General features: G+C 57.2%; 25 protein-coding genes and 1 other annotated feature. Of the genes, 18 read left to right on the top strand and 7 right to left on the bottom strand.

The window, feature by feature from the left end; genetic code table 11:
• Window positions 1-103 precede the first annotated feature (103 nt).
• The 5 genes from thrS to QU667_RS06955 all read left to right on the top strand — a co-directional run bounded on the left by thrS (window position 104) and on the right by QU667_RS06955 (window position 4,263).
• On the top strand, window positions 104-2,023 hold the full coding sequence (gene thrS, locus QU667_RS06975; RefSeq protein ID WP_304986499.1) for a threonine--tRNA ligase: 1,920 nt from the start codon (window positions 104-106) through the stop codon (window positions 2,021-2,023).
• Between the two features lie 32 nt (window positions 2,024-2,055).
• Window positions 2,056-2,167, top strand: a sequence feature (ribosomal protein L20 leader region).
• 59 nt (window positions 2,168-2,226) lie between these two features.
• Window positions 2,227-2,790 (top strand): translation initiation factor IF-3, encoded by a 564-nt coding sequence (gene infC / locus QU667_RS06970; protein WP_304986498.1) that lies wholly within the window; start codon window positions 2,227-2,229, stop codon window positions 2,788-2,790.
• The gene (rpmI, locus tag QU667_RS06965) at window positions 2,777-2,974 is read left to right on the top strand and encodes a 50S ribosomal protein L35 (protein ID WP_006693988.1); all 198 of its coding nucleotides are present in this window, start codon (window positions 2,777-2,779) and stop codon (window positions 2,972-2,974) included. The genes infC and rpmI overlap by 14 nt, the downstream gene beginning before the upstream one ends.
• Before the next feature lie 51 nt (window positions 2,975-3,025).
• Complete coding sequence (gene rplT / locus QU667_RS06960) at window positions 3,026-3,379, top strand: 50S ribosomal protein L20 (protein WP_304986497.1); 354 nt, start codon at window positions 3,026-3,028, stop codon at window positions 3,377-3,379.
• 53 nt (window positions 3,380-3,432) lie between these two features.
• Window positions 3,433-4,263: a TrmH family RNA methyltransferase gene (locus tag QU667_RS06955; RefSeq protein WP_304986496.1), complete on the top strand. Its 831-nt coding sequence runs from the start codon at window positions 3,433-3,435 to the stop codon at window positions 4,261-4,263.
• A gap of 84 nt (window positions 4,264-4,347) precedes the next feature.
• Here QU667_RS06955 and trxA read toward each other — a convergent pair whose 3' ends face one another.
• A complete protein-coding gene (gene trxA / locus QU667_RS06950; protein WP_304986495.1) occupies window positions 4,348-4,659 on the bottom strand; it encodes a thioredoxin in 312 nt (103 codons plus the stop codon).
• A 218-nt stretch (window positions 4,660-4,877) separates the two neighbouring features.
• Between trxA and QU667_RS06945 the strand changes: the two genes are divergently transcribed.
• From QU667_RS06945 to QU667_RS06930, 4 genes are all read left to right on the top strand, one after another.
• Complete coding sequence (locus QU667_RS06945) at window positions 4,878-6,569, top strand: sensor domain-containing protein (protein ID WP_304986494.1); 1,692 nt, start codon at window positions 4,878-4,880, stop codon at window positions 6,567-6,569.
• A complete protein-coding gene (gene queF, locus QU667_RS06940; RefSeq protein WP_304986493.1) occupies window positions 6,569-7,060 on the top strand; it encodes a preQ(1) synthase in 492 nt (163 codons plus the stop codon). Before QU667_RS06945 ends, queF begins: the two co-directional genes overlap by 1 nt.
• The gene (locus QU667_RS06935; RefSeq protein WP_304986492.1) at window positions 7,060-7,890 is read left to right on the top strand and encodes a pyridoxamine kinase; all 831 of its coding nucleotides are present in this window, start codon (window positions 7,060-7,062) and stop codon (window positions 7,888-7,890) included. The genes queF and QU667_RS06935 overlap by 1 nt, the downstream gene beginning before the upstream one ends.
• A gap of 69 nt (window positions 7,891-7,959) precedes the next feature.
• The gene (locus tag QU667_RS06930; RefSeq protein ID WP_304986491.1) at window positions 7,960-8,619 is read left to right on the top strand and encodes a TatD family nuclease-associated radical SAM protein; all 660 of its coding nucleotides are present in this window, start codon (window positions 7,960-7,962) and stop codon (window positions 8,617-8,619) included.
• Between the two features lie 2 nt (window positions 8,620-8,621).
• Here the strand turns inward: QU667_RS06930 and thiT are convergent, their stop codons facing one another.
• Window positions 8,622-9,275 (bottom strand): energy-coupled thiamine transporter ThiT, encoded by a 654-nt coding sequence (gene thiT / locus QU667_RS06925; protein ID WP_304986490.1) that lies wholly within the window; start codon window positions 9,273-9,275, stop codon window positions 8,622-8,624.
• Between the two features lie 213 nt (window positions 9,276-9,488).
• Between thiT and pheS the strand changes: the two genes are divergently transcribed.
• The 3 genes from pheS to QU667_RS06910 are packed head-to-tail and all read left to right on the top strand — an operon-like array spanning window position 9,489 to window position 13,238.
• The gene (gene pheS, locus QU667_RS06920) at window positions 9,489-10,517 is read left to right on the top strand and encodes a phenylalanine--tRNA ligase subunit alpha (protein ID WP_304986489.1); all 1,029 of its coding nucleotides are present in this window, start codon (window positions 9,489-9,491) and stop codon (window positions 10,515-10,517) included.
• Window positions 10,518-10,529: 12 nt separating this feature from the next.
• A complete protein-coding gene (gene pheT / locus QU667_RS06915; RefSeq protein WP_304986488.1) occupies window positions 10,530-12,965 on the top strand; it encodes a phenylalanine--tRNA ligase subunit beta in 2,436 nt (811 codons plus the stop codon).
• A gap of 15 nt (window positions 12,966-12,980) precedes the next feature.
• On the top strand, window positions 12,981-13,238 hold the full coding sequence (locus QU667_RS06910; RefSeq protein WP_304986487.1) for a cell division protein ZapA: 258 nt from the start codon (window positions 12,981-12,983) through the stop codon (window positions 13,236-13,238).
• 52 nt (window positions 13,239-13,290) lie between these two features.
• Here QU667_RS06910 and QU667_RS06905 read toward each other — a convergent pair whose 3' ends face one another.
• The 3 genes from QU667_RS06905 to QU667_RS06895 are packed head-to-tail and all read right to left on the bottom strand — an operon-like array spanning window position 13,291 to window position 15,123.
• Window positions 13,291-14,091: a TonB family protein gene (locus QU667_RS06905; RefSeq protein WP_304986486.1), complete on the bottom strand. Its 801-nt coding sequence runs from the start codon at window positions 14,089-14,091 to the stop codon at window positions 13,291-13,293.
• Between the two features lie 4 nt (window positions 14,092-14,095).
• Window positions 14,096-14,503 (bottom strand): ExbD/TolR family protein, encoded by a 408-nt coding sequence (locus tag QU667_RS06900; protein WP_304986485.1) that lies wholly within the window; start codon window positions 14,501-14,503, stop codon window positions 14,096-14,098.
• Entirely contained in the window at window positions 14,500-15,123 is a 624-nt protein-coding gene (locus QU667_RS06895) for a MotA/TolQ/ExbB proton channel family protein (protein WP_304986484.1), read from the bottom strand. The genes QU667_RS06900 and QU667_RS06895 overlap by 4 nt, the downstream gene beginning before the upstream one ends.
• 250 nt (window positions 15,124-15,373) lie before the next feature.
• On the opposite strand from QU667_RS06895, the gene QU667_RS06890 reads away from it, so the two are divergent.
• The 5 genes from QU667_RS06890 to QU667_RS06870 are packed head-to-tail and all read left to right on the top strand — an operon-like array spanning window position 15,374 to window position 19,690.
• On the top strand, window positions 15,374-16,522 hold the full coding sequence (locus QU667_RS06890) for a PIN/TRAM domain-containing protein (protein ID WP_304986483.1): 1,149 nt from the start codon (window positions 15,374-15,376) through the stop codon (window positions 16,520-16,522).
• A 17-nt stretch (window positions 16,523-16,539) separates the two neighbouring features.
• Window positions 16,540-17,310 (top strand): 2-C-methyl-D-erythritol 4-phosphate cytidylyltransferase, encoded by a 771-nt coding sequence (gene ispD, locus QU667_RS06885; RefSeq protein WP_304986482.1) that lies wholly within the window; start codon window positions 16,540-16,542, stop codon window positions 17,308-17,310.
• Window positions 17,307-17,783, top strand: coding sequence for a 2-C-methyl-D-erythritol 2,4-cyclodiphosphate synthase (gene ispF, locus QU667_RS06880; protein WP_304986481.1), 477 nt, complete (start codon window positions 17,307-17,309; stop codon window positions 17,781-17,783). The genes ispD and ispF overlap by 4 nt, the downstream gene beginning before the upstream one ends.
• Window positions 17,784-17,799: 16 nt before the next feature.
• Entirely contained in the window at window positions 17,800-18,744 is a 945-nt protein-coding gene (locus QU667_RS06875) for a nitronate monooxygenase (RefSeq protein ID WP_304986480.1), read from the top strand.
• A 16-nt stretch (window positions 18,745-18,760) separates the two neighbouring features.
• Complete coding sequence (locus QU667_RS06870; RefSeq protein WP_304986479.1) at window positions 18,761-19,690, top strand: hypothetical protein; 930 nt, start codon at window positions 18,761-18,763, stop codon at window positions 19,688-19,690.
• 23 nt (window positions 19,691-19,713) lie between these two features.
• On the opposite strand, the gene QU667_RS06865 is transcribed toward QU667_RS06870, so the two are convergent.
• On the bottom strand, window positions 19,714-21,561 hold the full coding sequence (locus QU667_RS06865) for a nicotinate-nucleotide--dimethylbenzimidazole phosphoribosyltransferase (RefSeq protein WP_304986478.1): 1,848 nt from the start codon (window positions 21,559-21,561) through the stop codon (window positions 19,714-19,716).
• Window positions 21,558-23,747 (bottom strand): Tex family protein, encoded by a 2,190-nt coding sequence (locus QU667_RS06860; RefSeq protein WP_304986477.1) that lies wholly within the window; start codon window positions 23,745-23,747, stop codon window positions 21,558-21,560. Before QU667_RS06860 ends, QU667_RS06865 begins: the two co-directional genes overlap by 4 nt.
• Window positions 23,748-23,939: 192 nt before the next feature.
• On the opposite strand from QU667_RS06860, the gene perR reads away from it, so the two are divergent.
• Complete coding sequence (perR, locus tag QU667_RS06855) at window positions 23,940-24,395, top strand: transcriptional regulator PerR (protein ID WP_304986476.1); 456 nt, start codon at window positions 23,940-23,942, stop codon at window positions 24,393-24,395.
• The last annotated feature ends 467 nt before the right edge of the window (window positions 24,396-24,862 follow it).

Raw genomic sequence — 24,862 nt, 5'->3', positions numbered from 1 at the left:
GAAACATATAGGAATCACTGATAACGATGCCTTGTTCCTCGGGGATGGATTTCCTATCCCACAGGGGCAGGGCTTTTTGTATGATGTAGGAGGAGAGCGCTCTATGATAAAGCTGACACTGCCGGATGGATCGATTCGTGAGGCAGAGGCGGGGACGATGCTGCTGGATGTCGTGAAGGGCATGAGCAATTCGCTTGCGAAGAAGGCGCTTGCCGCCGACCTCGACGGCGCGGTCGTCGATCTGACAACGCCCGTGACACAGGATGCTGCATTTCGAGTGCTGACGTTTGCGGATGAGGGCGGTCGCCATGCACTCCGTCATACGGCGTCGCACATCATGGCACAGGCGGTCAAGCGCCTCTATCCGGAGAGCAATGTGCAGCTCGCCATCGGTCCTGCGATTGAGAACGGCTTCTACTATGACTTTGACATGGAGCGTCAGCTGACGGATGCCGATCTGCGCGACATCGAGAAGGAAATGAAGAAGATTGTCAAGGAGAATCTGAAACTTGAGCGGCGTGAGATTCCGCGCAATGAGGCAATCGAATTCTTCCGTGCCAAGGGGGAGAACTACAAGGTCGAGCTGATCGAGGATCTGCCCGAGGACGAGATTATCTCCACCTATACACAGGGGGAGTTCACGGATCTCTGCGCAGGACCGCACGTCATGAGTACGGGCAAGGTCAAGGCGTTCAAACTGCAGAGTGTCGCGGGGGCGTACTGGCGCGGCAGCGAGAAGAACAAGATGCTGCAGCGCATCTACGGCACGGCGTTCGAGAAGCAGGAGGATCTGGATGCCTATCTCCATATGCTTGAGGAGGCGGCAAAGCGTGACCACCGTAAGCTCGGCAGGGAACTTGATCTCTTCAGCATCCATGAGGAGGGACCGGGATTCCCGTTCTTCCATCCGAACGGAATGCTTCTGCGCAACGCACTGCTCGACTACTGGCGCGAGGTGCACCGCCGCTACGGCTATCAGGAGATCAGTACGCCCGTGATCCTCAGTCGCAAGCTGTGGGAGACCTCGGGACATTGGTTTCACTACCGTGAGAATATGTATACGACCGAGATCGACGAAGAAGACTACGCAATCAAGCCGATGAACTGCCCCGGCTGTATGCTCGTCTACCGCTCGCACCTGCACAGCTACCGCGATTTGCCGTTGCGCCTTGCGGAACTCGGGCTTGTTCACCGTCATGAGCTTTCGGGTGCGCTGCACGGACTGTTCCGCGTCCGCAACTTCACACAGGACGACGCGCACCTCTTTGTGACCCCCGATCAGATTGAGGGCGAGATCCAGCATACCATCGACCTCTTTGACGAGGTGTACCGCACGTTCGGCCTCTCGTACAAGGCGGAGCTCTCCACGCGTCCCGAGAACTCGATGGGCTCGGACGAGATGTGGGAGCTTGCGACAGAGGGGCTGCGTAAAGCGCTTGAAAACCGTGGGCTTGATTTTGTGGTAAACGAGGGCGACGGTGCGTTTTACGGACCGAAGATCGACTTCCACCTGCGCGACTCCATCGGGCGTACATGGCAGTGCGGGACGATTCAGCTGGACATGAGCCTGCCCGAGAAGTTCGATCTGACCTATGTCGGCGAGGATGGGGAGAAGCACCGCCCCGTTATGCTGCACCGCGTCGTCTATGGATCGATCGAGCGCTTCATCGGCATCCTGATCGAAAACTATGCGGGTGCATTCCCCGTGTGGATGGCACCCGTGCAGGTGCGTATCCTGCCAATCACCGAGCGCCATGCGGCGTACGCCGAGGAACTGCGCAAGCGGATGTTCGACCTTGGTATCCGCGCCCTTGTGGACGACCGCAACGAAAAGACGGGCTACAAGATCCGCGAGAGTCAGGTCAAGAAAACCCCGTACACGCTCGTTGTCGGCGATCAGGAGCAGGAGAACCACACCGTTGCCCTGCGCAAGTACGGAGAGAAGGACAGCACTGTCATGAGCGTTGACGATTTTATCGCGCTCGTGCAGGAAAAAATCACATCGCGTGCACAGGAGTATTGACAAGATACCCGTATGTGTGATAGTATGGCATCTGTTACAAGCAGAAGCCACCGCTTCTCACCTGCGGGCACACAGCGCGTCGGGTCGAATGAAAGATGACAGAGATTTTTCAAGGGTGGCTTTGTGCCGCCCTTTTCTATTGCCGGATGGCGTATATGCGTGCATCCGAACCAGGAGGTGTTCTTGCCATAAGCAGGGAATCTTTGCGAATCAATGAGGAAATCCATATCCGTGAGGTGCGTGTCACCAGCGCGGAGGGAGAACAGCTCGGCATCATGCTGACGCGCGACGCCCTTCGCATGGCGGAGGAGCAGCATCTCGACCTGGTCGAGGTTGCGCCGAAGGCAAAGCCGCCCGTCTGTCGCATCATGGACTTTGGAAAATTCCGCTATGAGCAGCAGAAACGCGAGAAAGAAGCGAAGAAGAAGCAGAAGACCATCAACATCAAAGAGGTCAAGCTGCGTCCGAACATCGACGAGCACGACTTCAATGTCAAGCTGAAGAATGCGCTCCGCTTTGTCGAAGAGGGCAACAAGGTCAAGGTGACGATCATGTTCCGCGGCAGAGAGCTCTCTCATCCGGAACTCGGGCGTGCGGTTCTTGACCGCGTTGCCGAGCGGATGAGCGCTCTCGTGACCATTGAGCGCGGCGCAAAACTGGAGGGGAAGAACATGACCATGATCCTTTCCCCGAAGGTACAGAAGCCGGCCAAGACGGTCAAACCCGTGAAGGAAGATAAAGGAGGAAATGGCGATGCCGAAGATTAAAACGCGCCGCGCTGCTGCAAAGCGTTTCAGCGTAACAGGGAGCGGAGAATTCCGCCGCAACAAGGCGTACAAGAGACATATTCTGGAGAAGAAGACACCGAAGCGCAAGCGTAACCTGCGCAAGGCTGCGCTTGCCGATACGTCGGACTACAAGCGCATCCGCAAGATGCTCCCCTACGCATAATCGGGGCGACAAGCAAACTCCCCATGAGGGTAGGAACTAGGAGGAAATGCAATGCCAAGAGTAAAAAGCGGTGTCACAGCACATCGTCGTCATAAGAAGATCTTAAAGCTCGCCAAGGGCTATCGCGGCTCGCGCAGCAAGCAGTTCAAGAAGGCAAACGAAACGGTTATGAAGGCGCTCTACTATGCGCGTCGTGACCGCCGTGCGAAGAAGGGGACGTTCCGTCGTCTCTGGATCGCCCGCATCAATGCCGCCGCCCGTGCCAACGGCATCTCGTACAGTCGCTTTATCGCGGGACTGACGAATGCCGGTGTCGAGGTCAACCGCAAGATGCTCGCTGACCTCGCTGTTGCTGACGCTGCTGCATTCACGCAGATCGTCAACGTGGCGAAGGAGAACCAGTAAGAAGAGATTACGTCTGATGAGTCGTTTGATTCATCAGACGTATTTTTTACGATATGAAGAACATACAAAGCATTACAAGCGCGGCAAATCCTCTCATTCGGCTCACGCACGCCATCGTACACACACAGCGCCGCGCGGCAAAGGAAGGGCTGTTCACGGTGGAGGGGCTGCGGCTCGCCGAGATGGCGGCGGCATCGGACTGGAAGATCTGCCATGCGCTCGTGACGGAGCGTGCGCTCTCAGGGGGGCGTGCGCGTGCACTCGCAGACGTGTTGCTTGCGCGCCATGTTCCCGTTGTGCGCATTGCGGAATCCCTGTTTTCGACGCTCTCCGACACGGATAGTCCGCAGGGAATTTTGCTCGTAATGGAGCGAAAGCAACGTGTTTCGTTGGATGAAATGCACGCAGGCGCATATGGGGATGAGCCGCCGCTCTATATCGTTCTTGACCGTGTGCAGGATCCCGGCAATGTGGGAACGATCCTGCGCACAGCGGATGCTGTGGGGGGGTCGGGGGTGATCCTGCTGCGCGGCTCGGCGGATGTCTACCGTGGAAAGGTGGTACGCGCGACCATGGGCGCACTCTTCCATGTCCCCATTGCTGTTGGTGTAACGGCGGAGGAGCTGGTGCTCTTTGCACGGGAGTGTGGGATCAACCTTTATGTGACGGCGTGCGATGCTGAGGCTCGGACGCATTTTGAGGCGGATTTTCGACAACCTTCGGTGATCGTATTCGGCAACGAGGCAAACGGTGTGTCGGAGGAGATCTTGCACGCGTCAGAGCACATCTACATCCCCATGCGCGGGCGCGCCGAGTCGCTGAACGTCTCTGCGGCGGCGACTGCGGTCATGTATGAGGCTCTGCGGCAGCGTTGTTATTCATAGACGGTAAAAGGCTGCTGTACGAAGTGGTTTCGCTTCGTACAGCAGCCTTTTGTTTGGGAAGTGCCGATCAACGCAGCGCTTTCCTTATTTTGGCAGGAGTTCCAGCAGCTGCTCCTTTGAGATCAGACCGATGGACTCGTCCACAATCTCTCCGTTTTCGAAGAAGATGAGAATGGGCATACTCATGACACCGTATCTCTCGGCAATTTCCTGTGCCTCATCCACGTTGATTTTGCAGATCTTAAATTCCGGATGCTCCTCGGCAACTTCCTCCAGAATCGGTGTCAGCATACGGCAGGGCGTACACCACGTTGCCCAAAAATCAACAATGACAAGCCGATCGGCTTCCAATACTTCGGCGTCAAATGTTTCGCCGGTTAGTTCGATCATATTCATATTTACATCTCCTCGCATATGTACAGATTGGAGTATCTATCATAAACAAAATACATCGCTTTTTCAAGTGAGATTAGGAAAAAAATCCTAAATTAATTTTGAGAAGGTATGAGCGGGGGATTGTTTGGTTGCACGCAGGGCAGAAAAGGTATATAATCGTGTAAAAAGGGATTTTATATCTTGTATCAGGAAATATGAGAGAAGCGAGGCAGGGGAATATGAGCGGGAAGAAGAGAGTTGCATTGAGTCCGGTGCTCAGACAGCATAAACCCATCTTTGATTTGATGAAGAATACGACCTCCGATTATGCCTTTATGATGGATGCGGTGAACGATGTCTGTCTTGCATCGCCGGCCTTCGTTCAGATGTATGATCTTCCCGCAGAAACGATCGAGCATATTGCGGGGATACTCGATCCTCTCGTCTATATACGGGATCGCAAGCCCCTGGCAGAACTCTTTTCATCGCTTACAAATCTGGCGGATGGGCGGGATCGGCAGATCGATTTCCGTATGCGGGATGCAAAGGGAGATTTCTCGTGGCTGCGGCTCAAGGGGCGGATCGGCACGTCCGAGGATGGAACGCCGAATCTCTTCGTTGGGACGATCAGTCAGCTGGCACGTCGCAATGCGGCGGATTCGGTCACAGGGCTTTTTAACCGCTATCAGTTCACCGAGGATCTCGGCGCGGCGCTGCGTGAGGCGCGTGAAACGGGCGGCGGCGGCGGTCTTCTCGTCATGGGAATTGACAACTTCCGCACGGTCAACGAGGCGTTCAACCACGAGATCGGCGACATCATCCTGCGCCGGATTTCGGAGCGCATTCTGCAGAACATCCCGCGCAGGCTCTCGCTCTATCGCCTCGACGGCGACGAGTTCGGTCTGATCTATCCCGATGCAGATGCGGAGATGCTGACAGAGTTCTTCATCCGTGTCCAGCGCGAGTTTGCCCATCCGCAGGTCTATGACGGACGGCAGTATATTGTCACCGTATCGGCAGGTATGGTGTTCTATCCGCAGTCGGCGCGCGATCCGCTCGTCTTGCATAAATACGCACAGGCGGCGCTTGATGCGGCAAAATCGGGCGGCAAGAACCGTCTCAACGAGTTCTCGAAGGAGGTCTACAACCGCTGGCTGCGTTCCCTGACGATACAGGAGCAGATTCTCCAGGATGTCAAGGCGGGGTGCCGCAACTTCGAACTCTACTTTCAGCCGCAGGTGGCGGGGGATGATCAGCACGTTGTGGGCGCGGAGACGCTGCTCCGTTGGAAGAACAGCAAGGGGCGCATGGTCGCTCCGATGGAGTTCATCAGGATCCTTGAGGAAACGAAGATGATCGTTCCTGTCGGACGTTGGATCTTTGAGCAGGCGCTGCGCGTCTGCAAGGAGTGGCGGCAGCGCATTCCGAACTTCCACATGAGCGTCAACATGAGCTATGAGCAGATCAAGGATCTCTCCTTTCTTGAGTTCGTGGAGGACTGTCTGCACCGGCACGATATGCCGGCGGATTCCGTTGTGCTTGAACTGACGGAGAGCAAGATCGTCAGTGATCTGAAGTTTGTCAATGCGCAGTTTGATATATTCCGCAGCCACGGGATCAAGATCGCCATGGACGACTTCGGTACGGGATATTCCTCGCTTTCCTCACTGAAAAATCTGAATTGCGACATCGTAAAGATTGATCGTGCGTTTGTCATGCGGATTCTTGAAAATCACTTCGATCAGAAGCTCGTGGAGTACACGGTGGATCTGTGTCACAGCATCGGTATGACGACCTGCATTGAGGGCGTAGAGAAGCAGGATGAGTATGACTGTCTTGTGAAGATCTGTAAGACGGACACGATACAGGGCTATCTCTTCGGTCGTCCCGAGCCGCAGGATGTATTTGAAAAGAAATTCTTGGGGATGTAATGGCAAGAGAAAAGACAGCAGAGGGGCTGACGCTTCTCGGACAGCAGCGGACGGACTACGGGTACGACTATGCGCCCGAAGCACTGGAGACCTTTCAGAACCGCCATACGGATCATGACTACTGGGTGCGGTTCAACTGTCCCGAGTTCACGACGCTCTGTCCGATTACGGGGCAGCCGGACTACGGGACGATCTACATCTCCTATATGCCCGCCGAGCGCATGGTCGAGAGTAAGTCACTGAAACTCTATCTCGTGAGTTTTCGTAACCACGGCGACTTCCATGAGGATGTGGTGAACGTCATTATGCGTGACCTTATTCGACTGATGCAGCCGAAATACATCGAGGTGCAGGGGAAGTTTCTGCCGCGCGGCGGCATCTCGATCGATCCCTACGCGAACTATGGGATGCCGGGGACGAAGTACGAGGAACTCGCGTGGGCGCGTCTTTCCATGCACGACCGCGTACCGGAACGGGTGGATAACCGCTGATGGCGCGGCAGAAACGAATCGCCCTCATCAACGACATCACGGGATTTGGGCGGTGCTCGGTAACGGTGCAGCTGCCGCTGATCTCCGCGCTGCGCGTGCAGGCGTGTCCGCTTCCGACGGCGATTCTCTCGGTGCATACGGGCTTTCCGAACCACTATCTTGACGACTATACGGAGCGGATGCGCCCCTATATGGAAAACTGGGCGGCGAATGCGCTCGAATTTGATGCGATCCTGACCGGGTTTCTCGGCTCGGAGCGTCAGATCGAGGTCGTGTTGGAATGTATCGCACGATTCAAACAGCGAAATACGAAGGTTGTTGTCGATCCTGTGATGGGGGACAACGGCAGCCTTTACTCCTCCTATACGCCCGCACTCTGCGCGAAGATGCGCCAGCTCCTCCCACAGGCGGACGTGGTGACACCGAATCTCACGGAGGCGTGTCAGCTGCTCGGCATTTCCTATCCGACGGACGGGGCTGTGACGGATGGGGAGCTCGCACAGATGGCGGCGGCAATCGCGGCGATGGGACCGCGTACGGTCATCATCACGGGGCTTCATGCGGGTGAAAATGTGCGTACCTACCTCTATGCGGATGGGGCTGGGCAGTCCTTTGACAATCCGAAGGTCGGGCGTGACCGCTCGGGGGCGGGGGATGCGTTTTCTGCGATCATAGCGGCGGCACTGGTACGCGGGATTCCTCTCACAGAGGGCGTACCGCGTGCGGCGGACTTTATCGGGCATTGCCTCACCTATGCGGAGGAACTGGATCTGCCGTGGAATCATGGGCTTCCGTTCGAGGAGTTTATGGGAGAACTCACAACACTGTAAAAGAACCAACCGAATAAGCTGCCGCATTGCGGCAGCTTTTCTCATTTCTGTGTATGATAGGAGTATCTTATGATTGTATATGCGACCCATGCGGGTGGACGCTATCTTTCCGTCGCGGAGAGCTTCAGAGCGCTGCCGGAGGGGCGGCGTGCCATTTACGTCAACATCACAAATTCCTGTAACTGTGACTGCGTTTTTTGTCTGCGCGGCATGAAGGAGATGGCACAGGAGTCCTCGCTGTGGCTTGAACGTGACCCAAGTGTGGAAGAGATTACGGCGGAGCTTGACCGTCTGCCGTGGGAATACGTGAGCGAGGTGGTCTGCTGCGGCTTCGGCGAGCCGCTGATCCGTCTGGATACGGTGATCAGCGTTCTCCGCCATGTAAAGGAACAGCATCCCGATGTGCCGACGCGCGTCAATACGAACGGGCTCGGGGAACTGGAGCATGGATGTGTGTTCGCGGAGCGTTTTGTGGGGCTGCTCGACACGGTGTCCATCAGTCTTAACGCATCCAATGCAGAGCGTTATCTCGCGCTCACACGGTCGAAGTTTGGCATTTCCTCCTATGAGGCGATGCTGGCATTTGCCGAGCACTGCAAACACTATGTGCCGAAGGTTGTGCTCACGGTTGTGGAGAAGGTGGAGGACGCGGAGGAGATCGAGCGCTGCCGCAAGATTTGTGCGCAGCGCGGGTTGACGCTGCGCGTGCGTACGTATGAGAATAGCTAACCTTATTGTGTCAGCTTTGCGCCATAGAGCGGTGTGCGCTGATCCATCGCCGCAAGGAGACGCGGCACAGGCAGGATACGCAGAACGACAAGGCAGATGATCACCTCGGGTACGAGATAGGTCGCGTTAAAGACGAGGGCGTAGAGATAGGGCGACATATCGGGCGGTGCATACGAGCCGAAGAACACTACGCCCGAGATGTAGTGGCAGAGGAAACGTCCCGCAAAGGCGAGTAGTGCGCCCGCATAAAAACGCCCCGGGAGGACGGCGGCGAGCGCGAGTGCCATATAGGGCAGCGGATAGTCAAAGAGTACCTGCAGGGGGTGGACGATGAATGCGTCCTGCATGAGGTTTATCATACCGTAGACAAAACCCGCAAGACATCCGATGCCCGCGCCGTAACGATAGGTGAGGAAGAGCAGCGGCACCATTGCCCCGAGCGTGACACTGCCGCCCTGCGGCATATGGAACAGCCGCAGCTGATGGAGCACAATGGTCAGTGCCAGCATCAGTGCGACATTGATGAGCATACTCGTTGTGAACCGGATGCGGCGCATCTGCAGATAACCGAGGATGAAGACGAATACGGCGAGCAGGGTGAAGAGACTGGACGGCTGCGCCATCAGCTCCGAAATACTTTTGATGAGTGTGTCCATGGAGACCTCCTAGATCGAAAACGACTGTTTTGTGTTTTCTTTTAGCATACTATAAATATGACGTGAATTCAATTCCCCCGATACCTTTCATTTTATCGCGCTTTCATAGATTTTTTCAGATAGATATGGTAAACTGAACATTGGTATTTTTATCGAATGAATAGAAGAAATCCATCAAAACACCATCCTTGCACACACATACAGGAGGACGATATGGACGAGAAGATCAGAGAACTCAGGGAACGTGCCCGCGCTGCGATTGCGGAGACAGCGCAGAGTCTCAGTGAACTGAATGATATTCGCGTAAAATTTTTGGGGAAAAAGGGGGAGATGACCGCGCTCCTACGCAGCATGAGCGCCCTTGCACAGGAGGAGCGCCCGCGCATCGGCAAGATCGTCAACGAGGCGCGGGCCGAGCTTGAGGAACTGCTTGCGGCAAAGTCCGAGGAACTGGCGCAGCGGGAACTCGCGGATAAGATTGCCGCCGAGCAGATCGACGTGACCCTGCCGGGGCGCAGCGCACACGTAGGGCATCTGCATCCGCTCACGATCACGCTTGATCGCATCAAGAAGATCTTCCTGCAGATGGGCTTTACGATCGAGGAGGGACCCGAGATCGAGAGCGACTACTACAACTTCGAGGCGCTGAACCTGCCGAAGGATCATCCCGCGCGCGATATGCAGGACTCGTTCTACATCACGGAGGAGATCCTGCTGCGCTCGCAGACTTCGCCCGTACAGGCGCGAACAATGCAGCGGAGCGAACCGAATGCGCCGATCCGCATGATCGCACCGGGGCGCGTCTATCGCCGTGACTCCTACGATGCGACGCACTCCCCGATGTTCACGCAGGTGGAGGGGCTTGTCATCGACAAGGGCATCTCCTTTGCCGACCTGAAGGGAACGCTTGAGCTTTGTCTGCATCAGCTCTTTGATGCGGATGCAAAGGTGCGTTTCCGCCCGAGCTTCTTCCCGTTCACAGAGCCGTCGACCGAGGTCGATATCTCCTGCTCCTCGTGTCACGGCGCGGGCTGCCGCGTCTGCAAGGGGACGGGGTGGCTTGAGATCCTCGGCGCGGGCATGGTGCACCCGAACGTCCTGCGCATGAGCGGCTACGATCCCGCGCAGGTGTCGGGCTTTGCATTCGGCATGGGTGTGGAGCGTATCGCCATGCTCGCGTACGGCGTGGACGATCTGCGCCTGTTCTACGACAACGACGTGCGGTTCTTACATCAATTCTAAGGAGGCGGGACGATGCAGGTTTCGATCAAATGGCTGAAAGACTATGTGGATATGGACGAAACGGCGGAGCAAATTGCAGACCGTCTCACAATGGCGGGCGTTCCCGTCGAGCGTATCGTGCGAGCGGATGAGGGGCTTGAGAAGGTCATCACAGCACGCATTGAGAAGATCACGCCGCATCCGGACTCCGATCATCTGCTTGTCTGCCAGCTGGACATTGGAAAAGAAGAGCGGATTCAGATTGTGACGGGTGCCTCCAATGTGCGTGAGGGGCATATTGTTCCTGCCGCTATGGTCGGCGCAGTGCTCCCCGATGGCAAGAAAATCTCAAAGGGCAAGCTGCGCGGCGTTCCGTCGAACGGCATGATGTGCTCGGCGGGGGAGCTTGCGATCAATACCGAGGGGCTGCCCGACGAGCAGGTGCATGGCATCTACATCCTGCCGGAGGATACGCCCGTCGGGATCCCCGCCGCCGAGGCACTGGGGCTGGATGATGTCGTGCTTGAGTTCGAGCTGACGGCAAACCGCGCGGACTGCTTCAGCGTCATCGGCATTGCGCGTGAGGTTGCGGCACTGACGGGCAAGGAACTGCGTTTTCCATCCATCACGGTGGAGGAAACGGCGTCCGAGAGTGCCGCCGAGCTCGTGCACATCGGCATCGAGGCGGATGAACTCTGCCGCCGCTTCTCGGCGCGTGTGCTGCGCAACGTGAAGATTGCGCCGTCGCCCGCATGGATGGTGGAGCATCTGCATGGCGCGGGCATCCGTGCGATCAACAACGTGGTCGATGTGACGAACTTCGTCATGCTCGAACTGGGGCAGCCGCTCCATGCCTATGACTATGACGCTGTCGCAGGACACAGCCTCACGGCACGCCGTGCGCGTGCGGGAGAGAACCTGCACACACTGGACGATTCGAGCCGTGTCGCCGTCGGGGATGAGCTTGTCATTGCCGACAGCGAAAAGCCCGCAGGGCTTGCGGGCATCATGGGCGGGCTTGAGTCCGAGATCACGGAGGGGACGACCTCGGTCATTCTTGAGGCGGCGTCCTTCCACGGGCCGACGATTCGCCGCACGGCGCGCCGCATTGGACTGCACTCCGAGTCCTCGGGCAGGTTTGAGCGCGGTGTCGATGAGACGGAGACCGTGCGTGCAGTGACGCGAGCCGCACAGCTGCTCGTCGAGATGGGCGCGTGCACGGTGGCAAAGGGCGTGGTCGATGTCTACCCACAGCACCGTGTTCCGACCGTGCTTGAGTTCAGCGCACGCACGGTAGGGGAGCGCATCGGCGCGAATATTCCCGGCGACTGGATGGCATCCGCGCTCCGTTCACTCGGTTTCATTGTCGAGGAAAAGGGCGTTGAGACCTATCGCGTCGCCGTCCCTTCGTGGCGCGGTGACGTGACGATGATGGAGGACATCTCCGAGGAGGTCGCACGTCTCTACGGATATGACAACATCGCCTCGCGCCTCCCGATGGGTGCGGTACAGCAGGGCAGGACGAGCGAGCGGCAGGACTTTGTCGATACGATGCGCAGGACGCTTGCCGCGCTCGGCATGATGGAGGAACTTTCCTTCAGTTTTACCAGTGAGAAAACACTGGATAAACTCGGTGTTCCCGCGGACAGCTCGCTTCGTCAGGCAATCCCCATCATGAACCCGCTCACGGACGAGTACCCACTCATTCGTACAACCCTCCTCACGAGCGTGCTTGAAAATGCGGCGCGCAACGTCGCCCGCAAGAACGTCGATCTGCGGCTCTTTGACATCGCGCCCGTATTCTTCCCGAAGGCACTGCCCGTCACGGAGCTTGCAAACGAGAAACTCATGGTCGCGGGGCTGATCACGGGACGGCGGAGCCCGATTGCATGGGACACGGACAACGCACAGGTCGATTTCTACGACATGAAGGGCATCCTTGAGCGATTCCTTAGGGCAATCGGCGTTCAGAAATACACAGTGGAGCGCGGTGAACACTTCGCCATGCACCCCGGCAAGACGGCGTTTTTCAAGAAGGGGCGCGACGTGATTGCCACCCTCGGTGAGATTCATCCGACCGTCGCCGCGAACTTCGGCATCGCGCAGAGCGTCTACGTCTTTGAGATGGAGGTCGACACCCTCCTGCGCTACCGCAAGAAGAAAAATGCGATTGCGTCGCTGCCGAAATATCCCGCATCGACGCGTGATCTTGCGATCCTTGTGGATGCAGACCTCTCCACAGCGGAGATCGAGCGCGTCATTGCCAAGAAGGGCGGCAAGTTCTTCCGTGGTGCGACGCTCTTTGATGTTTACATGGGCAAGCAGGTCGGGAGCGGGAAAAAGAGCATGGCGTTCCATCTGCATTTCCAGTCCGATGACAAGACCCTGACCGACGAGGAAGTGGATGCAGCATTTGCGGACATCCTTGCGGCGGCGCAGAGTCAGCTCCACGCAGAGCTGCGTGCATAAGAGGCGGTGAGAGCCATGGCAGAGGAGAAAAAGCAGCCCCAACGGGTCGTAGTTGAGATGTTTGGGCAGACCTACCAACTCAAAACGGATGACCCCGAACGGCTCAAGCGTCTTGCGGCGGAGAGCGACCGTCGGATCAAGGAGATGTCGAAGAAGGTGCGCAGCTTCGACGTGCAGCGCATCGCCGCACTCACCGTCCTGCAGATGATGGATGAGTATGAGCAGCTGCAGCGGGACTATGACGAGCTCGTGCAGCTGCTTGAGGAGAAATAAACCCAATCAAAAAGCTGTGGTGGAATTTCCATCACAGCTTTTTGATTGGATGTTATCGAATACTGAAACTTACATTTGTTGTGACCGATACCGTCGCGCCCGTGGGGTTCGGATAGCTGCCGACGGCATACGCCGCTGCAACTGCTGCGTCGTCAAGCAGCCCGTGCCCCGACGAGGAGGCGACCGACACACTTGTAATATCGCCGGAGGTACTGATCGTCGTGACAATCGTTGTCGTACCCTCAAGGCGGCGCTTCATCGCCATGTAGGGGTACTCCTTGTTCGCGTTGACCGCCGCCCAGAAACCGTTGGTATCAAACGGTGCGCTGCCCGTTCCGGACACGTTGCCGTCGCCCGAGCCCTGACCCGCACCCGAGCCGGAACCTACGCCCTGCCCGTCGCCTGTACCGTCGCCGCTGCCCGTTCCTGTACCCGTCCCGCTCCCGCTGCCCTCGCCGCTGCCCGTTCCAACGGCAGAGGAGGGTGCTGCGGCAGGTGCGGCGGCAGAGGAGGGAGCGGCAGTTTCGGAAACCGCCTGCGGTACGGTGACAGCATCCTGCGTCGGCACGACTGTCTCAGTCGGTGTGACTGGAGGTACTGTCTGCTGAACCGTTTCGACGCGTTTTGCGACCTCCTCCGCCTTGAGCGGTTCGGGGAAGAGATTCTCACTGCTTCCGCCGCCCTCGTGTCCGCTGCCCTGGCTGAAATCGGAGGCTTGGAGATCGATCTCATAGACCTGCTGCTCCTTTTCGGCAACCACCACGGCAAGACCGACGGCGAACAGGAGGAAGATCACGAAATGCAGTGCGGCAGAGACGATATAGGCCTTACTCCATGAGAGGTGTTGCTCCATAGATCTATCCCTTCTGCTGTGCGGCAATCGAGAGCCGTTTTACCCCCGCTCCTTTGAGCATATCCATCACCGCGACCACCTGACCGTGTGCCGTACGCTTGTCCGCCTGCAGGACGACCGCCGCGTTCGGATTCTCCGCCATGTGGCGTTTCATAATCGCCTCAGACTCCGTGATGCTCACGGGATTGTTGTCAATCGTGATATGCCCCTCCTCGTCGACCGTCATGATGATCGGGAGCTGTGCGGGAGCAGTCGCGCTCTGCGCCTGCGGGAGCTGAACGGCGAGCGCCTTCTGCGCGACCGTCTGGAGACTGTTCATCATAAAGAAAACAAGCAGGAAAAAGATGATGTCGATCATCGGAATAATCATAAACTCCGGCTTTTTCTTCATGCGGTGATTGCTAAAATTCATTTTGCATCCCAGCTTTCTTTCTTCGCCGTGATGACCGTTGCGCAGAGGCGCTCCGTATCCGTCACAATCGTGTCGAGCTGATGGCTGAAATAGGTGTAGACACAGAACGCAATGATCGCCACGCACAGACCCGATGCCGTTGCGACGAGTGCCTCACCGACACCGCCCGTAATCGCCGCAGCACCGCCGCCCGCATCGAGCACACTGAACGTCTGGATCATGCCCGTGACCGTACCCAAGAGGCCGAGCAGCGGGGCAATCGTGACAATCGCGCTCAGATAGTCGAGATAGCGACGGAAGCCAATCGATTCCATCGTCATACGGTCGGAAAACGCGCCCTTCATCGCGGTTTCCGTGGATGCGTTTTCGATGCCGCTCTCGATGATGCGGGCAATCGCGGAGGGGAACTCCTTGCAGAGCTTGCTGATCGTGTCAAAGTCCTTCTGCACGGCGGAGTGATAGACCCCGTGGAAGAACACGCGCGAGCCTTTTCGGTTGAGACGGTAGTAGTAGAACCGTTCCACTGCAATCGCAAGCGTGATGAGAGAGAGGATCAGCAGGGGATACATGACGAATCCACCGCTGTGAAAAAGGTGGATTGCGCTTTCAAAACCTGACATAAATGGAACTCCTTTGTATAGATTAGAACATCATGCGCATACCGAAACGGTAGATGCGCCCATCAACGATATAAAAAATACTGAGCACGATAATCATTATATTAAAAAAACAATAGATGTCAAGACCAACGTTCACTTTTTGAATACTCTGTTTTGACAATGCGAATTTTTTTTATTATACTGAAAGAGTTGGAAAACGGGGGTCATTTTCCGTTTTCCAACAATAAAGTGTAGGAGGGGAGGTGAATGTTTGTTACTCGAACGTGTATTACGGTTTTTCATTGTGCTCATCACGGCGATTGTGGGTGGAACGCTTTTTGAACTCATGATCCCGACGGTACGCAGCTATTTCACGGCATCGTTCTGGCACGCCGAGCCTGGGGTGCTCGGGCTTTCTCTTGCGGGGTTGGTCTGTGTTCTCATTGGTGCGTGTCTCGGCGGCATCATTGGCTATCCGCTCGCGCCGTTTTTCACGGGACGGCTGAAGCGGCTCTCTGTGTGGGTGGAGGGGCAGCTGGAAAAAATGCCGACACGCGATGTGGTTGCAGGGATAATCGGGCTTTTTATCGGACTCATCATTGCACGTCTTCTGGGCGATGCGTTTTCTATGATACCGATTGTCGGCGACTATATTCCCATCGTGTTCAGCATTGTACTCGGCTATCTTGGCGTTCACATCATGGTGCGAAAGCAGGAGGAACTGGCGGCGGTCTTTGACTTTATCCCGCGTTTCCTGCGTGATATGTCACGTATGCGCGAGGGGCGTGCCCCACTGCAGAATGCGGCACAGCCCGCGCAGCCGGAGCGGCAGTACAAGCTGCTCGATACGAGTGTCATCATCGACGGGCGCATCGCGGACATCTGCGAGACGGGATTTCTCGAAGGAACACTCCTCATACCTGTGTTTGTTCTGGAGGAGCTGCAGCACATCGCAGATTCGCCGGATTCACTGAAACGCGTGCGCGGACGCAGAGGGCTTGACATCCTGCAAAAGATCCGCAAGGAGTCTCGTATGAAGGTGGAGGTCACGGAGGCGGACTTTGAGGAGATCGCGGAGGTGGACTCGAAACTTCTGCAGCTCGCGCAGGAGGTCGGCGGCAAGATCATCACGAATGATTTCAACCTGAACAAGGTGGCGCAGTTGCGCGGCGTTTCCGTGCTGAACATCAATGCACTCTCGAATGCAGTGAAGCCCGTCGCGATTCCCGGTGATCTCATGACGGTGCAGATTGTCCGCCCGGGCAAGGAGCATGGGCAAGGGCTTGCCTATCTCGATGACGGGACGATGATTGTCGTGGACGGCGGGTTCCGCTGCATGAACGAGATTGTGTCCGTGGAGGTGACCTCGGCACTGCAGACGGCGGCAGGGCGTATGATCTTTGCAAAGCTGGCACGGTAATCACAGGAGGGAAATGTATGGTTAGTGTGGTCTTCCCCGCAGCGGGGCAGGCGCATCGGATGCACATCGGGCTGAACAAGGTCTTTTTGACGCTTGCCGGAAAACCGATGCTCCTGCGTACGCTGCTCACGTTTTCCAAGGTGTCCGAAGTCGGCGAGCTGATTGTTGCGGTTGGAGCAGATGAGGTTGAGGCGGTGCGGGGGCTTCTCAGCCGGGTCAAGGGGCTTGCTCCGTGGAAGGTGGTTGAGGGGGGATCGGAGCGTCAGTATTCGATCCGCAACGGACTTGCCGTTGTTTCGGAGGAGGCGGACATTGTTCTCGTGCACGATGCGGCGCGTCCGCTGATTCGCCGTGAGACCATTGAGGAGCTGATCCGCGTGGTACGCGCGGAGGGGGCGGCGATTGTCGCTGTGCCGGAGAAGAATACGATCAAGATCGCTTCGGAGGACGGCGTAGTTGTTTCGACACCGCCGCGCAGTACGCTCTGGCAGGTGCAGACCCCGCAGGGATTCCGCAAGGAGATCCTGCGCGAGGCGAATCGTCGCGCGGATGAGGATGGATTTCTCGGGACGGATGATGCAAGCCTCGTGGAGCGCATCGGCGTTCCCGTACACATCGTGAGGGGAGAGTACAGCAATATCAAGGTGACGACACCCGAGGATATGGTGGTGGCAGAGGCGATTCTGCGCAGTGATATGGGCGCGGGGGAGCTCATGAAAACCGCTGTGCATGAGGCAAAACGTCTCCTCGGCGGGGTTGTGCGGCGACGGAAGGGAGAGGTCGAATGACACGGTTCGGCATGGGCTACGATGTCCACCGTCTGGTGGAGGGGCGCAGGCTCATCCTCGGTGGGGTGGATGTGCCGTATGAGAAGGGGCTGCTCGGTCACTCGGATGCCGATGTGCTGCTCCATGCGGTTTCGGATGCGTTGCTCGGTGCGGCGGCACTCGGGGACATCGGGACGCATTTTCCCGATACGGATGCACGTTTCAAGGGCGCGGACAGCGGCAAGATCCTCGTGGCTGTGGCGCGTCTCGTGCGCACGGAGGGCTATGCGATCGGCAATGTGGATGCGACGATTGTGGCACAGGCGCCGAAGCTGCTCCCATACATCCAAGAGATGCGGGAGAACATCGCCCGATTCCTTGACATCCCTGTGGGGGATGTGAATGTGAAGGCGACGACGGAGGAGCGGCTCGGGTTCACGGGCAGTGGGGAAGGGATGTCTGCCTATGCCGTTGCGGGCATAGAGCGTATATAATATAGGAGGTAGTAACGTGGCAAATCGGCTGAAGGAACTTTTGGGGATCGAAGCCCCCATTTTGCAGGGCGGCATGGCGTGGATCTCGGAGGCAAATCTCGCATCTGCGGTGTCGAATGCGGGCGGTGCGGGCATCATCTCGACGGGAGGGCGTACGACGGAGTACACGCGCGATGAGATTCGCCGCTGCCGTACGCTGACGGATCGCCCGTTTGGCGTTAATGTGATGCTTATGGCACCGAACAAGGATGAGATTGTGGATGTGATCTGTGAGGAAAAGCCGGCATTCGTGACGCTCGGTGCGGGCAATCCCGTGCCGTACTTTGAAAAGCTCCATGTGGCGGGCGTGAAGGTCATCCCCGTTGTGCCGAGTGTCAAGCTCGCCAAACGCGTGGAAGAAAAGGGCGCGGATGCGATTGTCGTGGAGGGCATGGAGGCAGGCGGTCATATCGGTGTGCTTTCGACACTGCCGCTGATGGAGCAGGTGATCCCCGAGGTGAAGCTCCCCGTTATCATGGCGGGCGGTTTCGGCGACGGACGCGGACTTGCGGCAGCGCTGCTCATGGGTGCGGCGGGCATTCAGATGGGGACGCGTTTCCTCGTCGCCGAGGAGTGCGTGGTGCATGAGAATATGAAGGCAAAGCTGCTTGCAGCTGTGGACACGGATACGATTGTGACGGGGTTCACCATCGGCGGCTCGGTGCGCGGTGTCAAAAACAAGTTTTCCGAGGAATTCGTTGCACTCGAACTCTCGGGCAAGGCGACGAAGCAGGAACTGCTCGACCGTGCGACGGGGACGAACAAGCTCGCCGCTGTGGATGGCGATGTGGTGAACGGCATGGTGCAGGCGGGCGAGACACTGACGCTGCTGCGTGCGGTCGAGCCGACGCACGTCATCATCGGGAACATTATGCGCGAGGCGCGAGAGACACTGGCAAATGCTGCCAAGATTGAGCTGTAAGGGGTAAATCAGGGGAATGGGAACCGACGAACTGACACGGATTCATGAGCTCGCGAAGCGGGTCACGCTTCTCGAAAAAATGGCACTGCGTCAGCAAAGTCGCATTGACGAGCTGGTAGAGCGGCTGGAGGCGGCAGAGCGGCGCACAGGTGGAACACCGCCGCGCAGGAAGGTGCAGAAGGAGCAACCTGACAATCCTGCGGCTGAGGAGAACGTCGCCGCACAGCATGCTGTCCCATCGGTGAGCGATCTCCTCGATGAGGAGATGAGGCGCGACCTCTCGCGTGCATATACAGGAGCCGCTGCGCCCGCGCCGAATCCCTCGGCTGCGGGACGGCAGGCCAAGCCGATGAATGCGATGGAGCGTGCGGCGGGTAGCTATGCGCGTGCGACAGGCGGCAAGGAAGCAACGCCGAGTGACCGTGCAAAACAAAATGAGGCGGCACGTCAAAAAGCCGCCGATGCGGCGGCTTCGCTGGAGAAGATTCCTGTCCCGGAGCTGCGTGAACGAACCCCTGCCGAGCGTGCGGCAGACTATGTACGCGACTACAATGCGCTCTACGATGTCATGGGAACGATGTTCCAAAAGAAGAAGGCGCAGGACGACTTTATCAAGCTCTATGAAGTGCAAGGAATGCGCTGCACAAATATGCAGCTGCGTCTGAGCCGTCCCGAACTCGAACCGCGCTTTGTCGCCGTCACACCGACGCGCGATGCGGACTTCTGGGGGATGCCGCTCGGCAGCAATCTCTTTGCCGTCGTGCCGAATCCCTTCCTCGTCTATGGGGAGGAGATGCATATGGCGGGCGGTATGCGCGAGGCGTTCAGTTCGAACTACCGCCCGGGAAATACCTACGGACGATTTATCGTTATGGAGGCGGCGACCTTCCAGTTCGGCACGATCGGAAAGGTATTCAAAAAGGGGCAGTTGGAAGCGGTGATATAAAAATAAGGCAGATATATTCTGCCTTATTTTTTTGTCTGTCCACGCACTTGCCGCCCCGCTCCCGCCCCGTCGATGGCGACGGCGACGCCGGTCTCGGTAAAGGTTTTCATATCGTTTATGACGTGGAGGGCGGCGCGTACGATCTCGATGCCGAGGATTCCCGCGATACCTGCGGTCAAGTGTGCGTCGAGCGTGAGCATATCGGGGAGGACATGGAGGATGAAGGGGGCGAGGGTGGGGGCGTTTTCTTCTGTCTTGTGTGCGATGTTGTCCGCCCGTGCATCGCCGGGGAGGATGAGACTGCCGCCCGCTGCCGCGCCGCGCAGTGCGTCAGAGAGAATCTGTGCCGCAGAGTTCTCTGTGGTTTCGTATGTTCCGAGGATGAGCAGCGGATAGGTGTGGGCGAGGTCATATGCTGTTTTGTACGTGTCTGCGTTCTTCTCGGTGCACTGAATGATGGGGAGCATATCAATGGGAATGCCGTGCGCATCTGTCAGGGCGTTGAGGATGCGCGTGAGGTCGGCGGGCAGCTCTTTTTTCTCTGTGATAAGGAGCAGCGCCGCCCGTGTGTCCAATGGGGGATGTTCGCAGTGCGTCACACCTGCGAGCTGAACGGCAATCCGTTCGAGATAACCGAGGCTGTGGATGGGCTTGGCAAGGTTGTCAAGGCGGTACTGTGCGGCATCCATGGCGGATTGGTTTGGAGGCGGCGGCGTTCCCTCTATCGGCTCGCGTTGCCCGCCATGTTCCCCGTAAACGGGGGAAGCTGATGTTCCGCTATAACAGCCTTCCCCGCTTGCGGGGAAGGGGGATCGCGCTATGTGCGGTGGAAGGGGAGGAGCGGCAGAAATATCTATCATCTCCCAGACCTTTAGCATCTGTTCGAGCATACGAAGCACAATCGACGACCCCGCCGCCTCACTCAGACGGATGTCGAGGCGCAGGACAGGTAGGAGCCCGAGACGGCGCAGTGCGTGCGGGTGGGAGTGCTCCGTCAGCGAGGCGTGCGAGGCGAGAAGGTAATGCACGCAGTTCGGTGCAAGGGCGTGAGCAACGAGTGCCGCAGATGTGGTATTTGCCCCATCAAGGATGACGAGCATCCGCCGTGCGGCTGCGCCGAGAATGAGCCCTGCAATGCAGCCAAGCTCAAAACCGCCGACCTTTGCGAGGACATCCAGTCCGTCATGTGGATCGGGGCAATTGACGGCGAGGGCGCGACGGACGATCTCGACCTTGTGCGCGAGCCGTTTATCGGAGATATTCGCACCGCGTCCCGTGACTTCCTCGGGGGAGAGGCCAAGGAATGTCGCGGCCATCGCTGCACTCGATGTTGTGTTGGAAATGCCCATCTCGCCGGGCAGGATACAGCGGTCGCCGCGATCGGCACAGTCATTTGCGATGGCAATGCCTGTTTCAATGGACTGGATTGCCTGTGCACGCGTCATGGCAGGTCCTTTGGTCATGTTCGCCGTTCCGTGTGCGATGCTGTGATGGAGCAGCCCCGGAATATCGGCGTGGTTCGTATTCACGCCAAGATCGGCAACCATGAGATCCGCCCCCGCATAATTTGCGGCGGCATTCGCCGCGCCGCCGCGTGCGATGAGATAGTTGCACATCATGTTCAGTGTGGTTTCGGGCGGGTAGGCACTGACGCTCTCGGCGGCAACACCATGATCGGCGCAGGAGATGACGACACTCGTCTGTGGCGGCATGGGGTGGCGCTCACCCGTGATGGCGATGTATTTCAGCAAGGCGGCGGTCAGTCGACCGAAGTCCGTATGTGGCTGTGCGTTCCATGCCGCCCTGACTGTATCCGAAATTCCTACAGCGGGAATCTCAATGCCTGCAATCGTGCGTTCGAGGATGTTCATGCGCGTGCCTTTTCCTTTTCCATGCGTTTCAGAGAGAGTCCGATGCGCCCGCGTTCCTCGTCAATGCTGATGATCATAACATCGAGAGAATCGCCGACGGACAGTACGTCAAGCGGATGCCGCACACGGCGATGGCTCATCTCGGAGATGTGGAGCAGTCCCGCCTGTTTCAGTCCGATGTCGATGAAGGCGCCGAAGTCCGTGATGTTGCGTACCGTGCCCTTGAGGATTGTGCCGACGGCGAGATCGGAGAGCTTTACGATGTTTTGGCGCGTGAGCGGTGCAGGCAGATCCTCACGCGGGTCGCGCCCGGGACATGCGATTGCCTTGAGGATGTCTGTGACGGTCGGAATGCCTGCGCTGAGTTTTTTCGCGAGCGGTGCGGGTGCTGTCTGCGCAGTCTTGAGCGCGAGAGCCGGGAGTTTTGTGCGGTCGCGCAGATCGTCCTCTGTGATGCCGAGTTCGCTGAGGACGGCGCGTGCGAGCTCGTAGGATTCGGGGTGGATGGCGGTGGCATCGAGCGGTGTCTCACCGTCATAGATACGCAGAAAACCCGCGCACTGCGTAAAGGCAACGTCGCCCAGACGGGCGACCTTGCGGAGTGTCTTGCGGCTCGTGAAGCGTCCATGCTCGTTGCGGTAGGCGACGATGTTTTTTGCAATCGCGGCGTTGATGCCCGCAATGCGGTTCAGGAGGGCGGGGGAGGCGGTATTGAGATCGACACCGACGTGGTTTACTGCATCTTCCACCGTTGCATCCAGTGTTTCCTTGAGCTGCTTTTGACTGACATCGTGCTGGTACTGTCCGACACCGATCGCCTGTGGGTCGATCTTCACGAGTTCGGCGAGCGGATCCTGTACGCGCCGCGCAATGGAAACCGCGCCGCGGATCGTGACATCGTAGTCGGGAAGTTCATCTTTTGCGAGTTGGGAGGCAGAGTAGACGGATGCGCCCGCCTCGTTTGTGATGAGATAGTGTACGTCCTTCAGGTTGTTGTCACGGATCAGCGCGGCGACAAATTGCTCCGTTTCGTAGGATGCCGTTCCGTTGCCGATGGAGATGAGCGTGACGTGATGCGTTTTGATGAGGTTTAGCAGATTTTGCGCTGCCGCCTTGCGTTCTCCGTCACTTTTCGTGACCTGTATTACGCCGCTTGCGCGGACGCTGCCCGTTGTATCGACGAGCGCCACCTTGCAGCCCGTGCGGTAGCCGGGGTCAAGTCCGAGTACGGTATGCCCCGTGAGCGGCGGCTGCAGGAGGAGCTGGCGGAGGTTGTGCCCGAAGATCGCGATCGCCTTCTCCTCGGCTGTTTCGGTCAGCTGTGTACGAAGTTCACGTTCGAGCGCGGGCAGGAGGAGCCGTTTGTAGCCGTCCTCGATTGCTGCGTGCAGTTCCGCCTCAAAAATAGAAGGGCGCTGATAGATCCGCTTGTAAATCCATGCGATATTTTCCTCGTGATCCACGGCGATACGCACGGTGAGGCAACCCTTTTTCTCCCCGCGATTGATGGCGAGAATCCGATGTGAGGGGAGTGTGCGGACGGGCTCGCTGTAGCCGTCGTACATCTGAAAGACCTGTGCATCCGCAGCTTTAGCGTTGAGTGTCGTCTCAAGGACAGCGCTCCTCCAAAATTTCTCGCGCATCCGGCGGCGCAGCTCTGCCTCATCCATGATCGTTTCGGCGAGGATGTCCCGCGCACCTGCGAGCGCCTCGGCGACCGTTGGGATTCCTTTTTCTGCGTTTACGTAAGGCGCGGCAGTCTCCTCGGGGGTTCCGTTCGTCTCCCGTTGGAGCAGCATGGTGCTGGCAAGAGCCTCCAGTCCGCGCTCGCGTGCGATGGAGGCGCGCGTACGTTTTTTTTGTTTGTACGGGCGGTAAAGGTCTTCGAGGGTTTGAAGTTTTTCGGCAGCCTCAATTGCCGTGCGCAGGTCGTCCGTCAGTTTTCCCTGCTCCTCGATGCGTGCGATGATTTCCTCCTGCCGCTTGACGAGGCTGCGCAGGTAGGTGAGGCGCGTTTCCACCTGACGCAGCATCTCGTCCTCAAGAGAGCCGGTCGCCTCCTTGCGGTAGCGTGCGATGAATGGGATTGTGTTGCCGTCGTCAAGAAGCGTGATGACGGATGCAACCTGCTGCGGACGGATGGAGAGTTCGCCCGCAATGGCGGCGGGTATATCGGAGATACGCATGGAACCAAACCTTTCTTTCTGCTGTTCAATGTCCTCCATTATAGCATGATTTCAGAGCGGCGCAAAAGGATAGGATATTTTTCTGCAGCAGGAAGATAATCGGGACTATTGACAGGAGTTTTCGGATAGAGTATTATGATGTATAAGTAATAATAATTTTAGATTTGATAGAAAAGTAAAGTAGGAATCATTATGCGAGAACATACCATGCTGACACTCGGCGAGGTGACGGATATTCTCCGTCAGAATAAAAAGAAGGTGACGCCGCAGCGGCTTGCCGTCTATGCCGCACTTGCCGCGACGACGGAGCATCCGACGGCGGAGACCCTTTACAAGGAGCTGCGTCCGAACTACCCGACGATGAGCCTTGCTACGGTCTACAAGTCGCTCGACGCATTCTGTGAGATCGGCATTGTGCGGGAGCTGAACGTGGGCGAGGAGGCGTTCCGTTACGACGCGGACATCTCCGCACACCCGCACGTACGCTGCCTCAGCTGTGACAAGGTTGCGGATGTGCCCATCGCCGCGCTCCCGTCTCTTGACAAGAACGTTTCGTCTGTTACAGGCTATCGCATCGTCTCAGAGCAGATGTATTTCTTCGGATACTGCCCGGATTGTCAGGAGAAAAGTGCCGAATCGGCTTCGTGAAAATCAAGGAATCACCAATAAATAAAGTCCGTCAAGATGATGGGACGAATTTATCAGTGATTCCTCAATTCTGCGGAACAGGTTCGTCTAAATGGATGAGCCTGTTTTTTGTATGTTTGGAAAATTGTTCTTATTTTTGAATACCATGCAAAAAGAAATCATGGACGGACATCGGAAAGGGGGGGCGTTTGCTGCATCACTTTCGTGTAAGATGCGTTCACTTTCTGCATACTTGTTGTTTCGGTTGCGTCGAATTGCTATAATAAATGCGCTTACGGAATTTCTTTGAATTTTTATATGGATGTTAACCTTTCTTTTTGATGCGATTATTTTCTTGACTAAATATGTATATCATGAGAAAATGACGATAAAAAGATGGGTCTAACATCCCGTATGAACGAAGGCATGATGTATGCCCATGCAGCCGTTTATGTGAGATGTATTTCAATATGCCATTGTGGAGGGAT

Source organism: Selenomonas dianae, from assembly GCF_030644225.1.
Classification (GTDB): Bacteria; Bacillota; Negativicutes; order Selenomonadales; family Selenomonadaceae; genus Centipeda; species Centipeda dianae.
This window is presented reverse-complemented; position numbering and strand designations above follow the sequence as displayed.

Coding starts and splice junctions, on each gene's coding strand:
- QU667_RS06870 (WP_304986479.1), top strand. CDS start 18,761: ATGGGAACCGACGAACTGACACGGATTCATGAGCTCGCGAAGCGGGTC.
- QU667_RS06905 (WP_304986486.1), bottom strand. CDS start 14,091: ATGGAGCAACACCTCTCATGGAGTAAGGCCTATATCGTCTCTGCCGCA.
- QU667_RS06910 (WP_304986487.1), top strand. CDS start 12,981: ATGGCAGAGGAGAAAAAGCAGCCCCAACGGGTCGTAGTTGAGATGTTT.
- QU667_RS06930 (WP_304986491.1), top strand. CDS start 7,960: ATGATTGTATATGCGACCCATGCGGGTGGACGCTATCTTTCCGTCGCG.
- thiT (WP_304986490.1), bottom strand. CDS start 9,275: ATGGACACACTCATCAAAAGTATTTCGGAGCTGATGGCGCAGCCGTCC.
- perR (WP_304986476.1), top strand. CDS start 23,940: ATGCGAGAACATACCATGCTGACACTCGGCGAGGTGACGGATATTCTC.
- QU667_RS06860 (WP_304986477.1), bottom strand. CDS start 23,747: ATGCGTATCTCCGATATACCCGCCGCCATTGCGGGCGAACTCTCCATC.
- rpmI (WP_006693988.1), top strand. CDS start 2,777: ATGCCGAAGATTAAAACGCGCCGCGCTGCTGCAAAGCGTTTCAGCGTA.
- QU667_RS06955 (WP_304986496.1), top strand. CDS start 3,433: ATGAAGAACATACAAAGCATTACAAGCGCGGCAAATCCTCTCATTCGG.
- queF (WP_304986493.1), top strand. CDS start 6,569: ATGGCAAGAGAAAAGACAGCAGAGGGGCTGACGCTTCTCGGACAGCAG.
- pheS (WP_304986489.1), top strand. CDS start 9,489: ATGGACGAGAAGATCAGAGAACTCAGGGAACGTGCCCGCGCTGCGATT.
- rplT (WP_304986497.1), top strand. CDS start 3,026: ATGCCAAGAGTAAAAAGCGGTGTCACAGCACATCGTCGTCATAAGAAG.
- QU667_RS06945 (WP_304986494.1), top strand. CDS start 4,878: ATGAGCGGGAAGAAGAGAGTTGCATTGAGTCCGGTGCTCAGACAGCAT.
- ispF (WP_304986481.1), top strand. CDS start 17,307: ATGACACGGTTCGGCATGGGCTACGATGTCCACCGTCTGGTGGAGGGG.
- QU667_RS06900 (WP_304986485.1), bottom strand. CDS start 14,503: ATGAATTTTAGCAATCACCGCATGAAGAAAAAGCCGGAGTTTATGATT.
- ispD (WP_304986482.1), top strand. CDS start 16,540: ATGGTTAGTGTGGTCTTCCCCGCAGCGGGGCAGGCGCATCGGATGCAC.
- trxA (WP_304986495.1), bottom strand. CDS start 4,659: ATGAATATGATCGAACTAACCGGCGAAACATTTGACGCCGAAGTATTG.
- QU667_RS06865 (WP_304986478.1), bottom strand. CDS start 21,561: ATGAACATCCTCGAACGCACGATTGCAGGCATTGAGATTCCCGCTGTA.
- QU667_RS06935 (WP_304986492.1), top strand. CDS start 7,060: ATGGCGCGGCAGAAACGAATCGCCCTCATCAACGACATCACGGGATTT.
- pheT (WP_304986488.1), top strand. CDS start 10,530: ATGCAGGTTTCGATCAAATGGCTGAAAGACTATGTGGATATGGACGAA.
- thrS (WP_304986499.1), top strand. CDS start 104: ATGATAAAGCTGACACTGCCGGATGGATCGATTCGTGAGGCAGAGGCG.
- QU667_RS06895 (WP_304986484.1), bottom strand. CDS start 15,123: ATGTCAGGTTTTGAAAGCGCAATCCACCTTTTTCACAGCGGTGGATTC.